General features: G+C 57.4%; 17 protein-coding genes. 4 read left to right on the top strand and 13 right to left on the bottom strand.

The window, feature by feature from the left end:
* Complete coding sequence (locus PU683_RS09785; protein ID WP_277171298.1) at nt 1-1,185, bottom strand: MFS transporter; 1,185 nt, start codon at nt 1,183-1,185, stop codon at nt 1-3.
* Between the two features lie 255 nt (nt 1,186-1,440).
* A complete protein-coding gene (gene fabB / locus PU683_RS09780) occupies nt 1,441-2,655 on the bottom strand; it encodes a beta-ketoacyl-ACP synthase I (protein WP_277171297.1) in 1,215 nt (404 codons plus the stop codon).
* A gap of 155 nt (nt 2,656-2,810) precedes the next feature.
* On the opposite strand from fabB, the gene mnmC reads away from it, so the two are divergent.
* Entirely contained in the window at nt 2,811-4,811 is a 2,001-nt protein-coding gene (gene mnmC, locus PU683_RS09775) for a bifunctional tRNA (5-methylaminomethyl-2-thiouridine)(34)-methyltransferase MnmC2/FAD-dependent 5-carboxymethylaminomethyl-2-thiouridine(34) oxidoreductase MnmC1 (RefSeq protein WP_277171296.1), read from the top strand.
* A 224-nt stretch (nt 4,812-5,035) separates the two neighbouring features.
* On the opposite strand, the gene PU683_RS09770 is transcribed toward mnmC, so the two are convergent.
* From PU683_RS09770 to prmB, 6 genes are read right to left on the bottom strand one after another with little or no spacing between them, the layout of a single operon-like run.
* Nucleotides 5,036-5,314: a YfcL family protein gene (locus PU683_RS09770; protein WP_277171295.1), complete on the bottom strand. Its 279-nt coding sequence runs from the start codon at nt 5,312-5,314 to the stop codon at nt 5,036-5,038.
* 27 nt (nt 5,315-5,341) lie between these two features.
* Nucleotides 5,342-5,881 (bottom strand): elongation factor P hydroxylase, encoded by a 540-nt coding sequence (locus PU683_RS09765; RefSeq protein ID WP_054804318.1) that lies wholly within the window; start codon nt 5,879-5,881, stop codon nt 5,342-5,344.
* A complete protein-coding gene (locus PU683_RS09760) occupies nt 5,878-6,690 on the bottom strand; it encodes a sulfite exporter TauE/SafE family protein (protein WP_277171294.1) in 813 nt (270 codons plus the stop codon). The genes PU683_RS09765 and PU683_RS09760 overlap by 4 nt, the downstream gene beginning before the upstream one ends.
* Nucleotides 6,690-7,514, bottom strand: coding sequence for a penicillin-insensitive murein endopeptidase (gene mepA, locus PU683_RS09755; protein WP_277171293.1), 825 nt, complete (start codon nt 7,512-7,514; stop codon nt 6,690-6,692). Before mepA ends, PU683_RS09760 begins: the two co-directional genes overlap by 1 nt.
* Nucleotides 7,515-7,517: 3 nt before the next feature.
* Nucleotides 7,518-8,603 carry a chorismate synthase gene (gene aroC / locus PU683_RS09750; RefSeq protein WP_277171292.1) on the bottom strand — a complete coding sequence of 362 codons (1,086 nt, stop codon included), beginning with the start codon at nt 8,601-8,603 and terminating at the stop codon, nt 7,518-7,520.
* 36 nt (nt 8,604-8,639) lie between these two features.
* Nucleotides 8,640-9,572, bottom strand: coding sequence for a 50S ribosomal protein L3 N(5)-glutamine methyltransferase (gene prmB, locus PU683_RS09745; RefSeq protein ID WP_277171291.1), 933 nt, complete (start codon nt 9,570-9,572; stop codon nt 8,640-8,642).
* A 165-nt stretch (nt 9,573-9,737) separates the two neighbouring features.
* Between prmB and smrB the strand changes: the two genes are divergently transcribed.
* Nucleotides 9,738-10,289, top strand: coding sequence for an endonuclease SmrB (smrB, locus tag PU683_RS09740; protein WP_277171290.1), 552 nt, complete (start codon nt 9,738-9,740; stop codon nt 10,287-10,289).
* Between the two features lie 55 nt (nt 10,290-10,344).
* Here the strand turns inward: smrB and sixA are convergent, their stop codons facing one another.
* From sixA to PU683_RS09720, 4 genes are all read right to left on the bottom strand, one after another.
* The gene (gene sixA, locus PU683_RS09735; protein WP_023479752.1) at nt 10,345-10,830 is read right to left on the bottom strand and encodes a phosphohistidine phosphatase SixA; all 486 of its coding nucleotides are present in this window, start codon (nt 10,828-10,830) and stop codon (nt 10,345-10,347) included.
* A gap of 209 nt (nt 10,831-11,039) precedes the next feature.
* On the bottom strand, nt 11,040-13,184 hold the full coding sequence (gene fadJ / locus PU683_RS09730; protein ID WP_431190934.1) for a fatty acid oxidation complex subunit alpha FadJ: 2,145 nt from the start codon (nt 13,182-13,184) through the stop codon (nt 11,040-11,042).
* A complete protein-coding gene (gene fadI, locus PU683_RS09725; protein ID WP_277171289.1) occupies nt 13,184-14,494 on the bottom strand; it encodes an acetyl-CoA C-acyltransferase FadI in 1,311 nt (436 codons plus the stop codon). Before fadI ends, fadJ begins: the two co-directional genes overlap by 1 nt.
* A gap of 165 nt (nt 14,495-14,659) precedes the next feature.
* On the bottom strand, nt 14,660-14,944 hold the full coding sequence (locus PU683_RS09720; RefSeq protein WP_277171288.1) for a YfcZ/YiiS family protein: 285 nt from the start codon (nt 14,942-14,944) through the stop codon (nt 14,660-14,662).
* 377 nt (nt 14,945-15,321) lie between these two features.
* On the opposite strand from PU683_RS09720, the gene fadL reads away from it, so the two are divergent.
* On the top strand, nt 15,322-16,641 hold the full coding sequence (fadL, locus tag PU683_RS09715) for a long-chain fatty acid transporter FadL (RefSeq protein ID WP_277171287.1): 1,320 nt from the start codon (nt 15,322-15,324) through the stop codon (nt 16,639-16,641).
* Between the two features lie 56 nt (nt 16,642-16,697).
* On the opposite strand, the gene mlaA is transcribed toward fadL, so the two are convergent.
* A complete protein-coding gene (mlaA, locus tag PU683_RS09710; RefSeq protein WP_277174255.1) occupies nt 16,698-17,450 on the bottom strand; it encodes a phospholipid-binding lipoprotein MlaA in 753 nt (250 codons plus the stop codon).
* A 274-nt stretch (nt 17,451-17,724) separates the two neighbouring features.
* On the opposite strand from mlaA, the gene PU683_RS09705 reads away from it, so the two are divergent.
* Nucleotides 17,725-18,654 (top strand): formate/nitrite transporter family protein, encoded by a 930-nt coding sequence (locus PU683_RS09705; RefSeq protein ID WP_277171286.1) that lies wholly within the window; start codon nt 17,725-17,727, stop codon nt 18,652-18,654.
* Nucleotides 18,655-18,685: the final 31 nt, after the last annotated feature.

Raw genomic sequence — 18,685 nt, 5'->3', positions numbered from 1 at the left:
CTATTTATTGCGTGGGCGAAACGCGATCAGGGTTACCAAAATGCCGATCACCGCTGAAATCGCCCCGGCAAGAAAGACGGAGGCGTAACCGAGGGAGGTGGCCAGAAAGCCGGTCAGCGGGCCGCTGGCGGCGTACGCAATGTCCTGAAACGCCGCATAGCCGCCCAGCGCCGTCCCGCGTACCTGCGGCGGGACACGTTTAACCACTTCCACCCCTAACGCCGGGAAGATCAGCGAGCAGCCACAGCCGGTTAATGCCGCGCCGAACAGCGCCATCCACGCCCCGCTAGCCTGCCACAGCAGCATCAGCCCGGCGGTCTCCACCAGCAGAGAAACGATCGCCACCCGCACGCCGCCAAAACGGTCCGGCGTCCAGCCAAAGAGAATACGCATCAGAACGAATGCGCCGCCAAACGCAGTGAGCGTAAAGCCCGCCATCGACCAGCCCTGGCTGGCAAAATAGAGGGAGATAAAGGTGCCGATCACCGCAAAGCCGACGCCCTGGAGCGCCAGCCCTAAACCCGGTTGCCAGATGAGACCAACCACGCTCCAGAGCGACGGGCGCTCTCCGGCATGAGCCGGGACTTTACGCACGCTGCCGTTAAACAGGCAGGCGAGCAGCGGTAAAAGTAGGGAGATCGCCGCCAGCGCCGCGAAGCCAAAATGGCTATTGATAAGCAACCCGAGCGGCGCCCCGGCCGCCAGCGCGCCATAAATCGCCATACCGACCCACGACATGACTTTGCCGGAACGCGCCGGGCCGACCAGGCCAACACCCCAGGTGAGCGTGCCGGTCAACAACTGGCTTTCACCAAAACCGAGGATCAAACGGCCAACGATCAACAGCGCGAACCTGGCCCCTATATCAACCGGCAAGAGTGCCGCCAGCAGCAGGGCGACACCCGCCAGCGAGCAGGCAAAGAGGCCCTGCAACGCCGAGCGCTTTGCGCCATATTGATCGGCCAGCCGACCGGCATAGCTGCGTGTTAAGACCGTGGCAAGAAATTGTGCGCCGACGGCAATACCGACCATGGTATTGCCATAGCCCAGTTCATGATGGACAAACAGCGGAATGACCGGCAGCGACAGGCCAACCGTCATATAGGTCAGAAAGACCGCAAAGGCGATGCGAAACAGCGAGAGCGTGGCTGAAGGGGAACGTACAGCGTCTGCTTGAACGGACATGCATTACTCCATAGGGCAGAGCAAGGCGGGAAGAAGATTTTGACCACGCCCCCTCCGCCTGACAGTCAGGATTAGGGTGCGTTGGTTGACGTTAAACGCTTACGCATTATCAAAATGATAATGTTGGGCTGGAGTTTGCCTGTCGCGACAATTGCTTGTCAATACCAAAAAAAGGGAGCCGAGGGCTCCCTTTTTAAATTCAGCTGCTAAATCATTCGTGTCATGCCGTGGCAGTAGATGAATGAAATCGCTAACTTATTTCAGCTTGCGCATCACCAGCGTGGCGTTGGTGCCGCCGAAGCCGAAGCTGTTGGACATCACCGTGTTCAGCGTCTGCTCGGTCGGTTTGGTCACGATATTCATGCCCGCCGCCTGATCGTCCAGATCCTCAATGTTGATGCTCGGCGCGATAAAGCCGTGTTCCAGCATCAGCAGAGAGTAGATCGCTTCCTGCACGCCAGCCGCGCCCAGTGAGTGGCCGGTCATCGCTTTAGTGGCAGAGATGGCTGGCGTGTTATCGCCAAACACTTCACGAATCGCACCCAGCTCTTTCACATCGCCAACCGGCGTGGAGGTACCGTGGGAGTTGAGGTAGTCGATCGGGGTATCAACGCCGTGCATCGCCATCTTCATGCAGCGCACTGCGCCTTCGCCTGACGGTGCAACCATGTCAGCGCCATCGGAAGTTGCGCCGTAGCCGACCACTTCAGCGTAGATGTGCGCACCACGAGCCAGCGCGTGTTCAAGCTCTTCAACCACGACCATGCCGCCGCCGCCAGCGATAACGAAGCCATCACGCTCTTTATCGTAGGTACGGGAAGCTTTGTCCGGCGTCTCGTTGTATTTGGTGGAGAGCGCGCCCATTGCGTCGAACTCACAGGCCATTTCCCAGCACAGCTCTTCACCGCCGCCGGCAAAAACGATGTCCTGTTTGCCCAGTTGAATCTGTTCTACCGCGTTACCGATACAGTGCGCGGAAGTGGCACACGCGGAGCTGATTGAGTAGTTAACGCCGTGAATTTTGAACGGCGTGGCGAGGCAGGCGGAAACCGCAGAGGCCATCGCTTTGGTCACCACGTAGGGACCAACGGCTTTCAGGCCGCGCGGGGTACGCATCGCATCCGCGCCGAAAACCTGTGCTTTAGATGAACCACCGGAACCTGCAATCAGGCCCACGCGCGGATTGTTCTGATAAACCTCCTCTTTCAGGCCAGCATCTTCAATAGCCTGCTGCATGGAGAGGTAGGAATAGATAGAGGCATCGTTCATGAAACGCACCACTTTACGGTCGATCAAACCCGTCGTGTCCAGTTTGACGTTACCCCAGACGTGGCTGCGCATGCCGGAATCTTTGAACTCCTGAGAAAATGTGATCCCTGAGCGTCCTTCACGCAGAGATGCCAGGACTTCCTGCTGGTTACTACCAATGCTGGAAACGATGCCCAGGCCAGTAATTACTGCACGCTTCATTCAATACCCCTAAGTCGCACTAATTAAGTTTCGTGTCGCAAGATAGCGTACACTTGTACGCCGAACAAGTCCGATCAGACATTTCACACAGAAATTTGCGCCTTTCTTTGACCCTCGTTAAGATCGACGCACTGCTTGCCGGACGAGTAACTTACGTGAAACACACCGCTATACAGACCGCTAACCTCGAATTCAACGCTGAGGGTACACCTGTTTCCCGAGATTTTGACGATGTCTACTTCTCTAATGATAACGGGCTTGAAGAGACCCGCTATGTTTTTCTCGGCGGCAACGACCTCAAGGCACGGTTTCCAGAACATTCAAGGAAGCTGTTTATTGTTGCGGAAAGCGGCTTTGGTACCGGCCTCAACTTCCTGACATTGTGGCAGGCTTTCGCCGCTTTTCGCGCCGATCATCCTGACGCTACCCTGGAAAGATTACATTTCATCAGTTTCGAAAAATTTCCCCTCACCCGCGATGACCTGCAAAAAGCCCATGCCCACTGGCCGGAACTGGCACCGTTTGCTGAGCAGCTGCAGGCGCAGTGGCCGCAGGCGATCGCTGGCTGCCATCGGTTGTTGCTGGATGCGGGTCGCGTGACGCTGGATCTCTGGTTTGGCGATATCAATCAGCTGATCGATACCCTCGATGAGAGCCTTAACCAGCAGGTTGATGCCTGGTTCCTCGATGGCTTTGCGCCGTCGAAAAATCCCGATATGTGGACACCCGCGCTTTTTCAGGCGATGGCGCGTCTTAGCCGCTCTGGCGGGACGCTGGCGACCTTCACCTCAGCCGGGTTTGTGCGTCGTGGTTTACAGGAGGCGGGCTTCTCCATGCAAAAGCGCAAAGGCTTTGGCCGTAAGCGGGAGATGCTGAGCGGCGTGCTGGAAAAGGGTGTTGCAGCCGCGTCACGCGCGCCGTGGTTTGCCCGCAGCGGTGCAGAGACGCGGGAAGTTGCGCTGGTTGGAGGCGGTGTGGCGAGCGCGCTGCTTGCCCTTGCACTGCTGCGCCGTGGCTGGCAGGTCACACTCTACTGCGCAGATGCCGCTCCGGCAGAGGGTGCATCCGGCAACCGCCAGGGCGCACTCTACCCGCTGCTAAGCGCGCACGATCCGGCGCTGGCGCGCTTTTTCAGCGCCGCATTTACCTTCGCCCGCAGGCTTTACGACGCGCTGCCGGTAGCGTTTGATCACCAGTGGTGCGGCGTCACGCAGCTTGGCTGGGATGAGAAGAGCCAGCATAAAATCGAGCAGATGCTGACACTGGAACTGCCTCATGAGCTGGCACACCATATCGAGGCGGAGGAAGTGCTGGCGCAGAGCGGCGTGGAGACCGGGTGCGGCGGCATCACCTACCCCACCGGTGGCTGGTTATGTCCGGCGCAGTTAACCGCGGGCGCTATCGCGCTGGGGGTTGAACAGGGTTTACAGGTGCACTTTCGTCATGAGGTTCAGCAGCTTCTTCGACAGCGCGATGGCTGGCTGCTACGTTTCGCCGATGGCAGCGAACGCCAGCATGACAACGTGGTGCTGGCCAACGGTCACCGCATTCAGCACTTTTCCCAAACGGAGAGACTGCCGGTTTATCCGGTGGCCGGTCAGGTCAGCCATATTCCCACAACCGGGCCGTTGGCTCACCTGCGCCAGGTGCTCTGTTATGACGGCTATCTGACGCCGCATAACCCGCATAACCAGCAGCACTGCATCGGTGCCAGCTACCACCGCGGCCAGCAGGAAGCCATCTACAGCGAAGTGGATCAGCAACAGAACCGCCAGCGGTTGATTGACTGCTTCCCGCAGGCCGAGTGGGCGCAGACGGTCGATATCAGCGCTGGCGACGCCCGCTGCGGCGTGCGCTGCGCCACGCGCGATCACTTACCGATGGTTGGTAATGTGGCGGATTACGATGCCACGTTGTCGGCTTATGCACAGCTTGCGGAACACCCGGAAGCGGCGGTCAGTGCGCCGGTACATGAGGGCTTATTTATGATAGGTGCGCTCGGATCGCGCGGCTTATGCAGCGCGCCGCTGGCGGCGGAAATTCTGGCCGCGCAGATGAGCAGTGAGCCCATTCCGCTGGATGGCGAAACGCTGGCGGCAATGAACCCGAATCGGTTATGGGTGAGAAAGTTGTTGAAGGGAAAAGCAGTGAAATAGGGGTTTTGCCGTCGGGATGGTGCCATGAAGAGATTGCCGGATGGCACGTAAACGCTTATCCGGCCTACGCCGTTTCAGCCGCTCCACACCCGCAGGCCGAATAAGGCAGAGCCGCCATCCCGCAATAGGTGCATACCCGACCACTCGTATTCAGCCGCACTACACCCGTAGGCCGGATAAGGCAGAGCCGCCATCCGGCAACACAGCCTCAGGTTAAAGCAGGCTTAGTGCGCCTTCGCCTGCTGGTAGAGATTTTCCCACATGCTGAGCACCAGCGCCTGGTCACGCGGCGACAGCTCACCGGCCTGGATGGCGTGTTGCACACTGGTAGTCACACGTGCGGATACCGCTTCCGGCGAGTGGTCGTCACCGCTCTCCAGATCGGCCACCGCCAGCGTCAGGTGCCCGCGCAGATAACCGCCAGCAAACAGTTCATCATCACTGGCGTCATCCACCATATTGTCAATTAACGCCAGAATGCGTGATTCAAACTCCGCGATCATCTCTCTTCCTCTCGTAAAAACATGGCTCTACAGATCTTCCGGCCATGGAAATTGTGCTGCCGCTAACGGCGGCGTCTGGTAATAATCCTGTAATGCCTTGATAAAACGCGCCGGACGCGCCGGGATCCCTTGCTCAAGCCACACCATCACCTGGGCGTGTACGCGGCGCTGAAACGCCACGCGGTCCGGCTCGACGTCGCCTTCCAGGTTGTCGCAGCTGACATTAAACGGGAAGCCCGCTGCCGCGCAGAAGAGCCACTCCAGCGCCTGCGGCTTCACTTCGACATCTTCAAACTGCCCCTGCGTGGCGGCATCGCGCCCGTCCGGGCAGTACCAGTAACCAAAATCAACCAGCTTGCGCCGCTCTGCCCCGGCAATGCACCAGTGCGAAATCTCATGCAGGGCGCTGGCGTAAAAGCCGTGGGCAAACACCACGCGGTTGTAAGGCGCGTCGGCATCAGCGGGAAGGTAGATCGGTTCGTCGTCGCCTTTAATCAGACGGGTATTAAAATCGCTGGCAAAGCAGCCATCAAAAATATCAATTAATTGCTGATAGTGGTGCGTCATACATTCACCCCCAGAAACTGGAGGATCTCCTGGCCGTGACTGTCATAGAGAAGTTTTGCGCTCATCACCGCCGAGACAATCACAATCATCGGACGGATAAGCTTCTGCCCTTTACTCAGCACCAGCCGCGATCCCATGCGCGCACCCAGAAACTGGCCGACAAGCATCACAAAGCCGGTGCCCCAAACAACTTTGCCGCCGATAATAAACAGCAGCAGCCCGCCGACGTTGGAGGTGGCGTTAAGCACTTTGGCGTGTGCGGTCGATTTCGCGAGGTTGAACCCGCAAAGAGTGACAAACGCCAGCGCGTAAAACGACCCGGCTCCGGGGCCGAAAAAGCCGTCATAGAAACCGACGCAGCCGCCGGCTACCAGCGCAAACGGCAGGCCATACAGACGACGCTGCCGATCCTCTTCGCCAAGCTTTGGCATTAATAAAAAGTAGAGACCGATACAGATAACTAATATTGGCAGGATCTGCCGCAGCACGTCCGATTTCACATACTGCACCAGCAGCGCGCCGCTCGTTGAGCCGATAAAGGTCATTAAAATATTGAGCTTCTGATCGGCGATATTGACCACTTTGCGGCGAATAAAGTAGAGCGAGGCAGAGAGCGACCCACCGCAGGCCTGCAGCTTGTTGGTCGCCAGCGCCTGCGCAGGCGTCATCCCTGCGGCCAGTAGCGCCGGAACGGTTAACAGCCCGCCGCCGCCCGCCAGCGCATCGATAAAGCCTGCCAGCAGCGCGACAAAAAAGAGCACCGCCAGCATCAGCGGTGTCATCATAAACAGCGAGTCAAAGAGTTCCATCAGAGGGCGTGTTCATCCAGTAGAGCCTGACAGGAAGGCGGCAAAGGTGGCGGCGTCTTTTTCTCAGGCGTGCTGCTGCCCGGTTTCGCCGGTTCAAACCAGCTCTGCAGCTCCGCGCCGCAGCCGTCGCCCGGTGGCGGCGCTGGCTGATCGACACACTCAAGGCTGTCGGCCGGGCAGCGCAGGCGCACATGCATATGCGCACGATGCTGGAACCATGGGCGCACCTTGCGCAGCCAGTCGCGATCCGTGCCGGCATCGAGGCAGAGCTGCTGTTTGATCGCCGGATTAACGAAAATGCGCGTGACCTCATCATCCTGCGCGGCCAGCTTAATCAAACTGCTGATTTCCGGCTTCCACAGCGAAGGCACCACGCTTTTTCCGTCGCGCGAGACCAGATCCAGCGCCTGCGGTTTCAGCAGCTGCGCCGTGCTCCAGCGCGTTGTTGGCAACTGCAGGAAGATATCAACATCCAGCCCCGACTGATGGCTGGCATGACCGCCGTTAAAGCGCCCGCCTGCGGGCATCCCCATATCGCCCACCAGCACGGTGCCAAGCCCGAGGTTATGCACCTGCGTGCTGAGGCGCTGAATAAACAGCACCAGATCCGGGTGGCCAAAATAGCGGCGTTGATCGGTACGCATCACCTGATAGGTGTCAGATTGCAGCGGCAGCTCCTGCGCGCCGACGATGCAGCCATTAGAGAAAGCACCAATCGACTGCGGGCTGCCGGGCACCGGATGGGTCAGTTTTTGCCACGGTGTCGCCGCCGTAGCGGCGGCGCTCAGCAGCAGAGCAAACAGCGCGAGTGCCGTGTTTTTCATTGGTTACCAGCGTGGAAGTGTGGGAGTAACATCAGCGTTTTGACCGCGCTGACGCAGGAAGTGATCCATTAATACGATCGCCAGCATCGCTTCGGCGATCGGCACGGCGCGAATGCCAACGCAGGGATCGTGACGCCCTTTCGTGATCATCTCCACCTCTTCGCCAGAACGCGTCACCGTTTTACCCGGTACAGTGATGCTGGAAGTCGGCTTCAGCGCAATATTGGCAACGATCTGCTGACCGCTGCTGATTCCGCCGAGAATACCGCCAGCATGGTTGCTCTGAAAGCCGTCGCGGGTCAGTTCATCCCGGTTCTGACTGCCGCGCAGCTTAACCACTTCAAAGCCGTCGCCAATCTCAACGCCTTTCACCGCATTAATGCTCATTAACGCATGGGCGATATCGGCATCGAGACGGTCAAACACCGGCTCGCCGAGGCCTGGCGGAACGTTGTCAGCCACAACCGTCACCTTCGCGCCGATGGAGTCGCCCTCTTTCTTCAGGCCGCGCATCAGCTCGTCCAGCGCCTCGATCTTGTCCGGGTCCGGGCAGAAAAAGGGGTTGAGCTCAACCTGCTCCCACGCTTTTATCTCCAGCGGAATATCACCCATCTGGCTCAGGCAGCCGCGGATCACGATACCAAATTTCTGCGCCAGGTATTTCTTCGCAATGGCACCAGCCGCAACGCGCATCGCCGTTTCGCGGGCAGACGAGCGGCCGCCGCCGCGATAGTCGCGCACGCCATATTTCTGTTCGTAGGTGTAATCCGCATGACCCGGACGGAAGAGATCTTTGATAGCCCCGTAGTCCTGCGAGCGCTGATCGGTGTTTTCAATCAGCAGGCCGATGCTGGTGCCGGTGGTTATGCCCTCAAACACGCCGGAGAGGATTTTGACCTGGTCCGGCTCGCGACGCTGGGTGGTGTAGCGCGAGGTGCCTGGACGGCGGCGGTCGAGATCGTGTTGTAAATCCGCTTCTGTCAGCGGGATGCCCGGCGGCACGCCATCCACAATACAGCCCAGCGCCAGCCCGTGCGATTCACCGAAAGTGGTGACGCGAAAGAGTTGTCCAATCGTGTTTCCTGCCATCACGGCTCCGTTATTCGTTGTGTGTTTGCGCGTTGATCAGTCTTTGTAAATGCTGAAATGTTCTTGTGCTGCAATCAGTTGCGCTTTGGTCAGCATAAAGACACCGTCCCCGCCGTTATCGAACTCCAGCCAGGTAAACGGCACATCAGGGTATTGGTCCATCAGATGTACCATGCTGTTGCCGACTTCACAAATCAGGATGCCGTTATCAGAGAGGTAGTGCGGCGCGCAGGCAAGAATGCGGCGCGTCAATTTCAGACCATCGCTGCCGGAGGCAAGACCCAGCTCCGGTTCATGACGGTATTCCGACGGCAGGTCCGACATATCCTCTTCATCCACATATGGCGGGTTGGTGACTATCAGGTCGTACTGCACTTTCGGCAGGTCGCGGAAGAGATCGGAGCGGATCGGCGTAACATGGTGAATAAGGCCATGCTCTTCAATATTGTGTTCCGTTACCGCCAGCGCATCGGCGGAGATATCCACCGCGTCCACTTCCGCTTCCGGGAAGGCGTACGCGCAGGCGATAGCGATGCAGCCGCTGCCGGTGCACATATCAAGAATGTGCTGCGGTTGATGATCGATAAGCCCGGCGAAGTGGTTATTAATCAGCTCGCCAATCGGTGAACGCGGCACCAGCACACGCTCATCGACATAGAATTCGTGGCCGCAGAACCAGGCTTTATTGGTGAGATAGGCCACCGGAATGCGCTCATTAACGCGGCGGATCACGCGCTCAACAATGCGGTGGCGCTCGCTGGAGGTGAGGCGCGCGTTACGCATCTCTTCGGGAATATCCAGCGGTAAGTAAAGGGTCGGCAGCACCAGCTGCACGGCTTCATCCCAGGGGTTATCAGTGCCGTGGCCGTACCAGATGTTGGCGGCGCTAAATCGGCTGACCGACCAGCGCAACATGTCCTGAATGGTGTGCAGCTCGTTCACTGCTTCGTCGACAAAAATTTTATCCATACTATCCCCCAGGGCATGCTCGCAATAAATTCGGCGGCTAGTTTGCCATGAAGATGGGGATAAATCAGCATCCACGCGCATCTGCGCGGCGTAAAAATGCATTTTGCTGCACCGTAGCCGCCCGCAGTCGGGTACACTGGCGCAAAGAAAAAACAGGATGCGCAAATGAAAAAGAAACCATCGCTTAGCGAGGAGGAGCAGGCCCTGTTCCGGCAGCTGATGACCGGGACGCGCCAGATGAAACAGGACACCGTCGTGCACCGCCCGGCGCGCAAGAAGATCGCTGAAGTGCCGGTCAAGCGCCTGTTGCAGGAGCAGGCGGATAACAGCCACTACTTTTCCGACGAATTTCAGCCGCTGCTTAACACCGATGGCCCGGTGAAATATGTCCGCAGCGATGTCAGCCACTTTGAGTTGAAAAAACTGCGCCGCGGCGACTACTCCCCGGAGCTGTTTCTCGATCTGCACGGTTTAACGCAGATGCAGGCCAAACAGGAGCTCGGCGCGCTGATAGCCGCCTGTCGCCGCGAGCACGTCTTTTGCGCCTGCGTGATGCACGGCCACGGTAAACATATTCTCAAGCAGCAAACGCCGCTCTGGCTGGCGCAACATCCGCATGTGATGGCGTTTCACCAGGCACCGAAAGAGTACGGCGGCGATGCGGCCGTGCTGGTGCTGATTGAAGTTGAAGAGTGGCAGCCGCCAGCGTTGCCGTAAGGCAGAAATGAGAAGAGCCGCACTATGCGGCTCTTTTTTGCATCGGTCCGATGAATCAGATGGCTTTCGGCATCTTCAGGTTACAGGGACTCATTTGCCAGTTGAACACCCCTTTGCCCTCGTTATCCAGCGTTACGCTGGCGATAGCCGAGGTGGTGAACATGGGCGGCGTTTCACCGGGACAGAGTTCGGCGACCAGGTAACCCACCAGCGGCAGGTGAGAGATCACCAGTGCTGTTTCGGTACCTTCATTGGCCAGCGCCTGTAAATAAGCGCTTACCAGGCCGACATCGCCGCAGGGCGTCAACTCCGGCAGGACATCCACATTGTCAGGCAGGTTCATACACTCCCCTACCTTCTCCAGCGTCTGCTCAGCGCGTAAAAACGGGCTAACCAGAACACGATCGATATCCACTTTTTGGCCTTTCAACCACGTTGCCATTTGACGCGATTCGTCGCAGCCGCAAGGGGTAAGCGGACGAACGGAGTCACTGGCTGCATCGAGGGCAGCATCGCCGTGACGCATGATAAAAACTTGCATATTGCACCGCTTTTGTTAACCAGAAGCATCGCGCTTTCGCCGGTGAAAAGAGATCACGCTGGCAGAAAAACGGGATGGCCGGGCATTTTGCCTGATTCATTCGTTGAATGAAACGCTGTTTTTTACCTCAATGGCGCAAGTATAGTCAATCACTGTTTATGAAATAACCGCGAAGGCCATGAGGTATAACAAATTTACTTTTTTCGACCTTAACTTACAGGCTCACACTCCGCTGTCGGCCAGAAGCGTTTCCCCTCCTCAGCCATGCGTAACAGGGCTTCACACGGTGCAAATCGTGCCCCAAAACGCGCCTCCATCTGCTGCAGCGACGCCACGACGCTTGCCGCGCCCAGCGTATCCATATAGTGGAAAGGACCCCCTAAAAATGGGGGGAAGCCAATACCGAAAACGGCACCGATGTCGCCATCGCGCGCGCTACGGATCACCTGCTCATCGAAACAGCGCGCCGCTTCGTTAAGCATCAGCAGGACGCAGCGCTCGGCAATCTGCTGAGCCGAAGATTGCCCTTTCGCCGACACACCGATTAAGCGGTAGATCGAGGCATCAGGCTGTTTTTTGCTTTTACGCCCTTTTGTCGGGTAAAGATAGAAACCGCGGCCATTTTTTCTCCCTTTGCGATCGTCATTCAAGATCGCGGAGACAAGCGTTGCAGGCGCGCTAAAACGCTCCCCATATGCAGCCTCCAGCACCGGAATGATCTTCGTCCCGGTATCGATGCCCACTTCATCCAGTAGTTGAATAGGCCCTACAGGGAAACCAAACTTCACCAGCGCCCGGTCGATAGCCTCGATCGGCTCGCCCTCGCTCAGCAGGCGCATCGCTTCATTGATATAGGGCGCGAGAATACGGTTAACGTAAAAGCCCGCTTTGTCGGCCACCACAATCGGCGTTTTGCCCTGCTTCTTCGCCAACTTCACCGTGGTGGCGATGGTCTGCTCATCCGTACCGGCGTGCGGGATCACTTCGACCAGCGGCATCTTCTCTACCGGGCTGAAAAAATGTAATCCGATCACCTTTCCGGGACGCGTCGCGTTTTCGGCGATATCCGCAATAGGCAGCGAGGAGGTATTGGAGGCAAAAATGGTATGCGGTGCACAGTGCGCCTCCACTTCGCTGACCATCTTCTGTTTGAGTGAGAGATCTTCAAACACGGCTTCGATCACCACATCGCGATGCGCAAAGCCGCGGTAATCAAGCGAGCCTGAGATCTTCGCCATCTGGCTGTCGCGCTCGCCGGGTTTGATAAAACGGCGACGCACCTTTTTATCTAACTCCTGCCAGCTGTACTTCAGCGCGTGGTTAATACCTTTCGCATTAATATCCTTAATGCGAACCGGCAACCCGCCCTTGCTGGCGGTGACATAAGCGATGCCGCCGCCCATTAGCCCGCCGCCAAGAATGCCGACGGTGTGCAGCGGCGCGGCAGCCACCGCGCTGCCAGGATCTTTTTTAATGTCGGTCGAGGCAAAAAAGATGTTACGCAGCGCCTGCGATTGCGGCGTCATCGCCAGTTGACCAAAGGCGCGCGCCTCCGCCTCATAACCGCTGCTGCGCCCCTGCGCCAGACCGGTTTCCATCACCGATAAAATTCGCGGCGCAGCAGGATAGTTGCCGTGGGTTTTCTGCTCAGTGCGCTTCGCCACCATCTTGAACAGCAGCGCGCGGCCAAGCGGCCCGGCGAGAATACGCTCGCGCACTGGCAAACGGCGGCTGAGCGGACGCTCCTGTTGCGCCAGTTCGACCGCCGTTTCCAGCAGAATATCGTACGGCACCACATCATCGACCAGCCCCACTTTCAGCGCCTGGCGCGCACGAAGCTGTTTGCCGGTCAGGATCATCTCCAGCGCAGTGCTGAGACCAACCAGACGCGGCAAACGCTGGGTGCCGCCGGAGCCGGGCAGCAAACCGAGCTGCACTTCCGGCAGGCCGAGGATGGTTTTGCCATCGTCCGAACAGACGCGGCGATGACAGGCCAGCGCCAGCTCCAGGCCGCCGCCGAGACAGGCACCGTGGATAGCAGCGACAACCGGGATCGGCAGCGCATGGATCTCCGCCATGATCTTCTGACCCTGGCGGGCCAGCTCTTCTGCCTCTTTCGCGCTCTGGCAACGACCAATCATGTTGATATCGGCACCAGCAATAAAGTTATCCGGCTTTGCCGAAATAAACACCACGCCGCGCAGCGCACGGTTATCACGGATCGCTTTTAAGATGGCGCGAACCTGGGCGCCAAACTCCGCTTTCAGGGTGTTCATCTTTTCATTGGGTACATCAATGGTGACGACCGCGACATTGTCGGGGCGCACATCAAGGTTAAATGCAGAAACCGTCATTATTCCGCCTCCAGAACCATTGCCGCGCCTAATCCTCCCGCCGCGCAGGCGGTGACCAGACCGAAACCGCCGCCGCGACGCCGCAGCTCATGCAGGGTTTGTGTGATCATCCGCGCACCGGTGGCGGCAAAGGGGTGACCATAGGCAATTGAGCCGCCAAGCACGTTAAATTTACGCTCATCCACCTCTCCGGTGGCCTGCGAACGCCCGAGCACGTCGCGGGCAAAACGATCGCTGGCCATCAGTTTCAGGTTAGTTAAGGTCTGGGCGGCAAAGGCTTCATGCATATCAAACAGCGTCAGATCGGCCATGGTTAATCCGGCGCGATCCAGTGCCAGCGGCGTTGCCCAGGCCGGGCCGAGCAGCATATCTTTTTGTACGCCAATCGCCGTAAAGGCGTAGCTGCGCAGATAGCCCAGCGGCACAAGACCCAGCTCTCTGGCGCGTGATTCGGTCATTAAGATCACCGCCGCCGCGCCGTCGGTGAGCGGAGTACTGTTGGCCGCGGTAACGGTGCCATGTTTGCGGTCAAAGGCCGGGCGCAGTTTGGCGTAATCGGCGAGGCTGGAGTTGCCGCGCACGTTATTGTCCTGCCCGACCGGGTCGCGGAACGGTGGCGCATAAGCGGTCATCACCTCTTCCGCCAGCTTGCCCTCGGCCCAGGCCTGCGCGGCAAGCTGGTGAGAACGGTGCGCCAGCGCATCCTGCTCCTGGCGGCTAATGGCGTAGGTTTTCGCCATCTGCTCGGCGGTATCGCCCATGCGCAGTCCGGTTGAATACTCAGCAACCGCAGGCGGAACCGGTAACAGATCGCGCAGGCGCAGGCGCGAGAAGAGTTTAAATTTCTGCCCGACGGTACGCGCTTTGTTGGCATCCACCAGCACGCGCGCCAGTTTTTTACTGACGCCAATAGGCAGTACAGAAGAGGAGTCAGCCCCACCGGCGATACCGGCGCGGATAGTGCCGGCCAGCAGGCTTTCGGTGACGTTTGCCACCGCCTGAAAGCTGGTCGCGCAGGCGCGGCTGACGCTGTAGGCGTCAGTGTGCACACTCATGCCGGTGCCCAGCACGATTTCACGCGCAATATTCGGTGCTTCTGGCATCTGCACCACCTGGCCGAAGACCAGCTGTTCGATCACTTCGGGGGAAATTTCGTTGCGCGCCAGCATCTCCCCCACCACCATTTTGCCGAGATCGATCGCCGGCACGCCGTGAAACGCGGTTGCCTGGCGGACAAATGGGGTCCGTAACCCGCAGACAATGGCAATGCGGTCGCCCTGACGGGTGACAAGCGGTAACGCCTGACTCATAACACTCCCCTGTTAACAACGTAATCAATAAAGTGGTCTGACCTGATAACAGTCTTAACCAATCTTTTACATTTAGCCAATGGCAGGGAGGAAAAAATGGGAGCTAAGGCACAGATAAACGGATAAAAAAACGCTCCCACAGAGGGGGAGCGTTAAGCGAGGGGTTTAGCGCAGACCAAGCTGGAAAATCAGGGTTTCCGCTTCACAGGCGAAAACAAAATCGATATCCAACTTAACGCCCTCTGCCACCTCGGTGAAAGTCGGAGTGATTTCACACGGTTCAGACTCAACGCTGCGCGCTTTGGCGCTCAGCGCCGCCAGCGTCTCTTCAGCGTCGGCGCGGTTAGGGAATACGCGGCTGTAAGAGGCGGTACAGTCGGAGTTGTCCATAATGGTTCCGACATCCATACAGCAGCAAACCGGGGTTTCATCAGCACTGCATTTACTCATAGAAGATTTCCTCTAAATTCGCACCCTGGGTGCCAGGTCAAGATTGCGCATATTTTACGCCGCCGCGCAGGGTCGCTCCAGTCGTTAATCGTCGGAACGGCCTTAAGTGACCGAAATCACAATTAAAAATGATCTAAAACAAAAACTACCGAAAACGGGGATCCGTGCTACGGCCAAATTTGCCACGCAGATCCCGTTTCGGAGATCACAATTGAAAAATCTTGATTACATACTTGCAACATTAGTTCTGGTCAGACCTATACTCTCGCCACTGGTCTGATTTCTCTGCGGTAGCTCAGACCCTACACTTCGCGCTTCTTTAACAAGGCGTAAAAAAGTTTGTATAAAAATAACTCGCTTCGAATGAGGTTATGGTCATGAGCCAGAAAACCCGTTTTACCAAGTCTGCTCTGGCAGTCGCAGTGGCACTCGTTTCTACCCAGGCCTGGTCCGCAGGCTTTCAACTCAATGAATTCTCCGCCTCCGGCCTCGGTCGCGCTTACTCTGGTGAAGGCGCAATCGCTGATGATGCCGGCAACGCCAGCCGTAACCCGGCGCTGATTACCACCTTCGATCGCCCGACCTTCTCCGGCGGCGCGGTGTTTGTCGATCCGGGCGTGGATGTTACTGGCAGCTCTCGTTTCAATAACGCCAGCCAGGACAATATCGCACCGACGGCATGGGTGCCGAACCTGCACTTTGTTGCGCCGATTAACGATCAGTTTGGCTGGGGCGCATCCGTCACCTCCAACTACGGCCTGGCAACAGAGTTCAACAACAACTATTCAGCTGGCTCCGTGGGCGGTAAAACCGATCTCGAAACGCTGAACCTGAACCTCAGCGGTGCATACCGTCTTAATAACAACTGGAGCTTCGGCCTCGGTTTTGACGCGGTCTATGCACGCGCGAAAATTGAACGCTACGCGGGTGATCTGCCGCAGCAAGTTGATGCAGCAACCGGCAATGCCTTTGGCGTGAGCAGACTGATTTCGCCTGATACGCAGATTGCACATCTGAAAGGCGATGAGTGGGGCTTCGGCTGGAACGCCGGTATCCTCTATGAACTGGATAAAAATAACCGCTGGGGTCTGACTTACCGCTCAGAAGTGAAAGTTGACTTCGACGGCGACTATAAGAGCAACCTGCCGCTCGCAGTTAACGTGCTGGGCCAGCAGCTTGGCCTGACAGGTCTGCCAGTCGCAACAGGCGGCGCAACCATTCCTGGCTCGCTGACGCTCAACCTGCCGGAAATGTGGGAAGTATCGGGTTATAACCGTGTCGATCCGCAGTGGGCGATCCACTACAGCCTGGCCTACACCAGCTGGAGCCAGTTCCAGCAGCTAAAAGCGACGGGTAGCCAGGGTCAGCAGCTCTTCTATAAAGAAGAGGGCTTTAAAGACGCCTACCGTATCGCGCTCGGTACCACCTATTACATGGATGATAACTGGACCTTCCGCGGCGGTATCGCCTTTGATGACAGCCCGGTTCCTGCCGATAAACGCTCTATCTCCATTCCGGACCAGGATCGCTTCTGGCTGAGCACCGGTGCGACCTATGCATTTAACAAAGATGCCTCTGTCGATGTCGGCGTCTCCTACATGCATGGTCAGAAAGTGAAGTTCACCGAAGGGCAATATACTTTCAAATCTGAAGGGCGCGCCTGGCTGTATGGTGCCAACTTTAACTACGCCTTCTGATAAGCGCGCAGGGATAAAAAAAGGTGAGCGTCTGGCTCACCTTTTTTATTGGGCTTTTATTCCGAGTCGATATCTTTTAAATCACCCTCAATCGCCTGTGCGTTAGGGTTTTCCTCCGGCTTCAGCTTGCCGCCGTTGGCGATAAAATCGTGGCGCTGGAAATAGGCTTCACGCACCAGGATATAGGGGTCGGAAGACTGGCGCAGCAGGCCATCGGAGTCGAGCAGCTGGGCGCGCGATTCGATGCCTTCAACCGTCCATTTACCTACGGAGAGCGGCCAGGTCAGCCAGGAGAGCACCGGATAGAGCGTATCTGCCATATCGCCGCCATCTTCACGCAGGGTGAAGCTGCCATAGAACGGCAGTTGCATATAGGGGCCGTAACCCATGCCATAGTGACCCAGCGTACTACCGAAACGGTGCGGCTCTTCGCGCTGCAGTTTCGGGTTCGACATCCCGGCCACATCCATTAAACCGCCCATCCCTAAAAGAGTATTAAGGAAGAAGCGGGTGAAGTGAACCATCCCCTGATAAGGATTGCCCTGCAGGAAGTAGTTCGCCATCACTGCCGGCTCTTCAAGGTTACTGGTGAAGTTGCTTAACCCATTACGCGCCGGCTGCGGCACATAGTCACGCCAGGCAACGGCAACCGGTCTGACAACATAGGGATCCAGCACGTTGAAGTTGAAGTTATACATGGTGCGGTTAAACCCTTCTAACGGGTCCGAGCGCCCTTGCGTCTCATTCGAGCTGGCGCAGCCGACCAGCACAGTGGTGGCCAGCGCAAGCGCCGACAGGCGGTATTTCATCATGATCTCCCTGCAGAATACGGCCTTCTTCGAGGCCATTCATCAAAATGCAACGCATTGTAACAGCGCGTCTTATGATGTCTATGTCGTGGTCTGTGTGATTCACTTCAGCATAGCCGCAGTTGCCGGTGCGGCGTGTTAATAATCTTATACATTGTTTCCAGGCAATCTATCGCCTTTTTTGCTCTTCACTATAATTTCGGAGGATACCGCCCTGAATAGAGGGAGAAAGCCGCTACGCTTAACGCACAAGAATCAATAAAGTGAGGCCTTCGTGGACAAAATAGAAGAAGAGAAGATCGACCAGCACAGCGATGACATTAAAGTCGAAAGCGAAGAGAAGCAGCGCGGCGAGGAAATAGAGGTTGATGAGGAGCATCTGCCCTCGCGGGCGATGGCGATCCATGAACATATTCGCCAGGATGGCGAAAAAGAGATGGAGCGTGATGCAATGGCGCTCTTCTGGTCGGCGATTGCCGCAGGCTTATCGATGGGCGCCTCGTTACTGGCAAAAGGCATTTTTCATGTGCAGCTGGAGGGCATTCCCGGCGGCTTTTTACTTGAGAACCTCGGCTACACCTTCGGCTTTATTATCGTCATCATGGCGCGTCAGCAACTCTTTACGGAGAACACCGTCACCGCCGTTCTGCCGGTGATGCAAAACCCAAGCTGGAAAAATATGGGTCTGCTCGGACGCCTGTGGGGCGTGGTACTGCTGGGTAACCTGGTCGGCACCGCCGTGGCCGCGTTCGCCTTTGAGTTTATGCCAATCTTTGATGAAGCCACCCGCGACGCCTTTGTCAAAATCGGCATGGACGTGATGAAGAACACACCGCTGGAGATGTTCTCCAACGCCATCATCTCCGGCTGGATCATCGCCACCATGGTGTGGATGTTCCCGGCTGCGGGCTCGTCAAAACTGGTGGTGATTATTCTGATGACGTGGCTTATCGCACTGGGTGACACCACCCATATCGTGGTCGGTGCCGTGGAGATCTTCTACCTGGTATTTAACGGCACCCTGCACTGGAGCGAGTTTCTCTGGCCCTTCGCCCTGCCAACGCTCGCCGGGAATATTTGCGGCGGCACCTTTATCTTCGCCCTGCTCAGCCATGCGCAGATCCGCAACGATATGAGCAACGCTCGCAAAGCGGAGGCGAAAGCCAAAGCGAAAGAGGAGAAGCAGGCGCGTGAAAAAGCGTAATTGGCCAGGGACAGATAAATTGCAGTGATAT

It is taken from the genome of Candidatus Kosakonia sp. 282A-S69 (assembly GCF_029433855.1).
Lineage (GTDB): Bacteria > Pseudomonadota > Gammaproteobacteria > Enterobacterales > Enterobacteriaceae > Kosakonia > Kosakonia cowanii_A.
The sequence above is the reverse complement of the archived record's forward strand: the minus strand, read 5'-3'. Positions and strand labels throughout refer to the sequence as shown.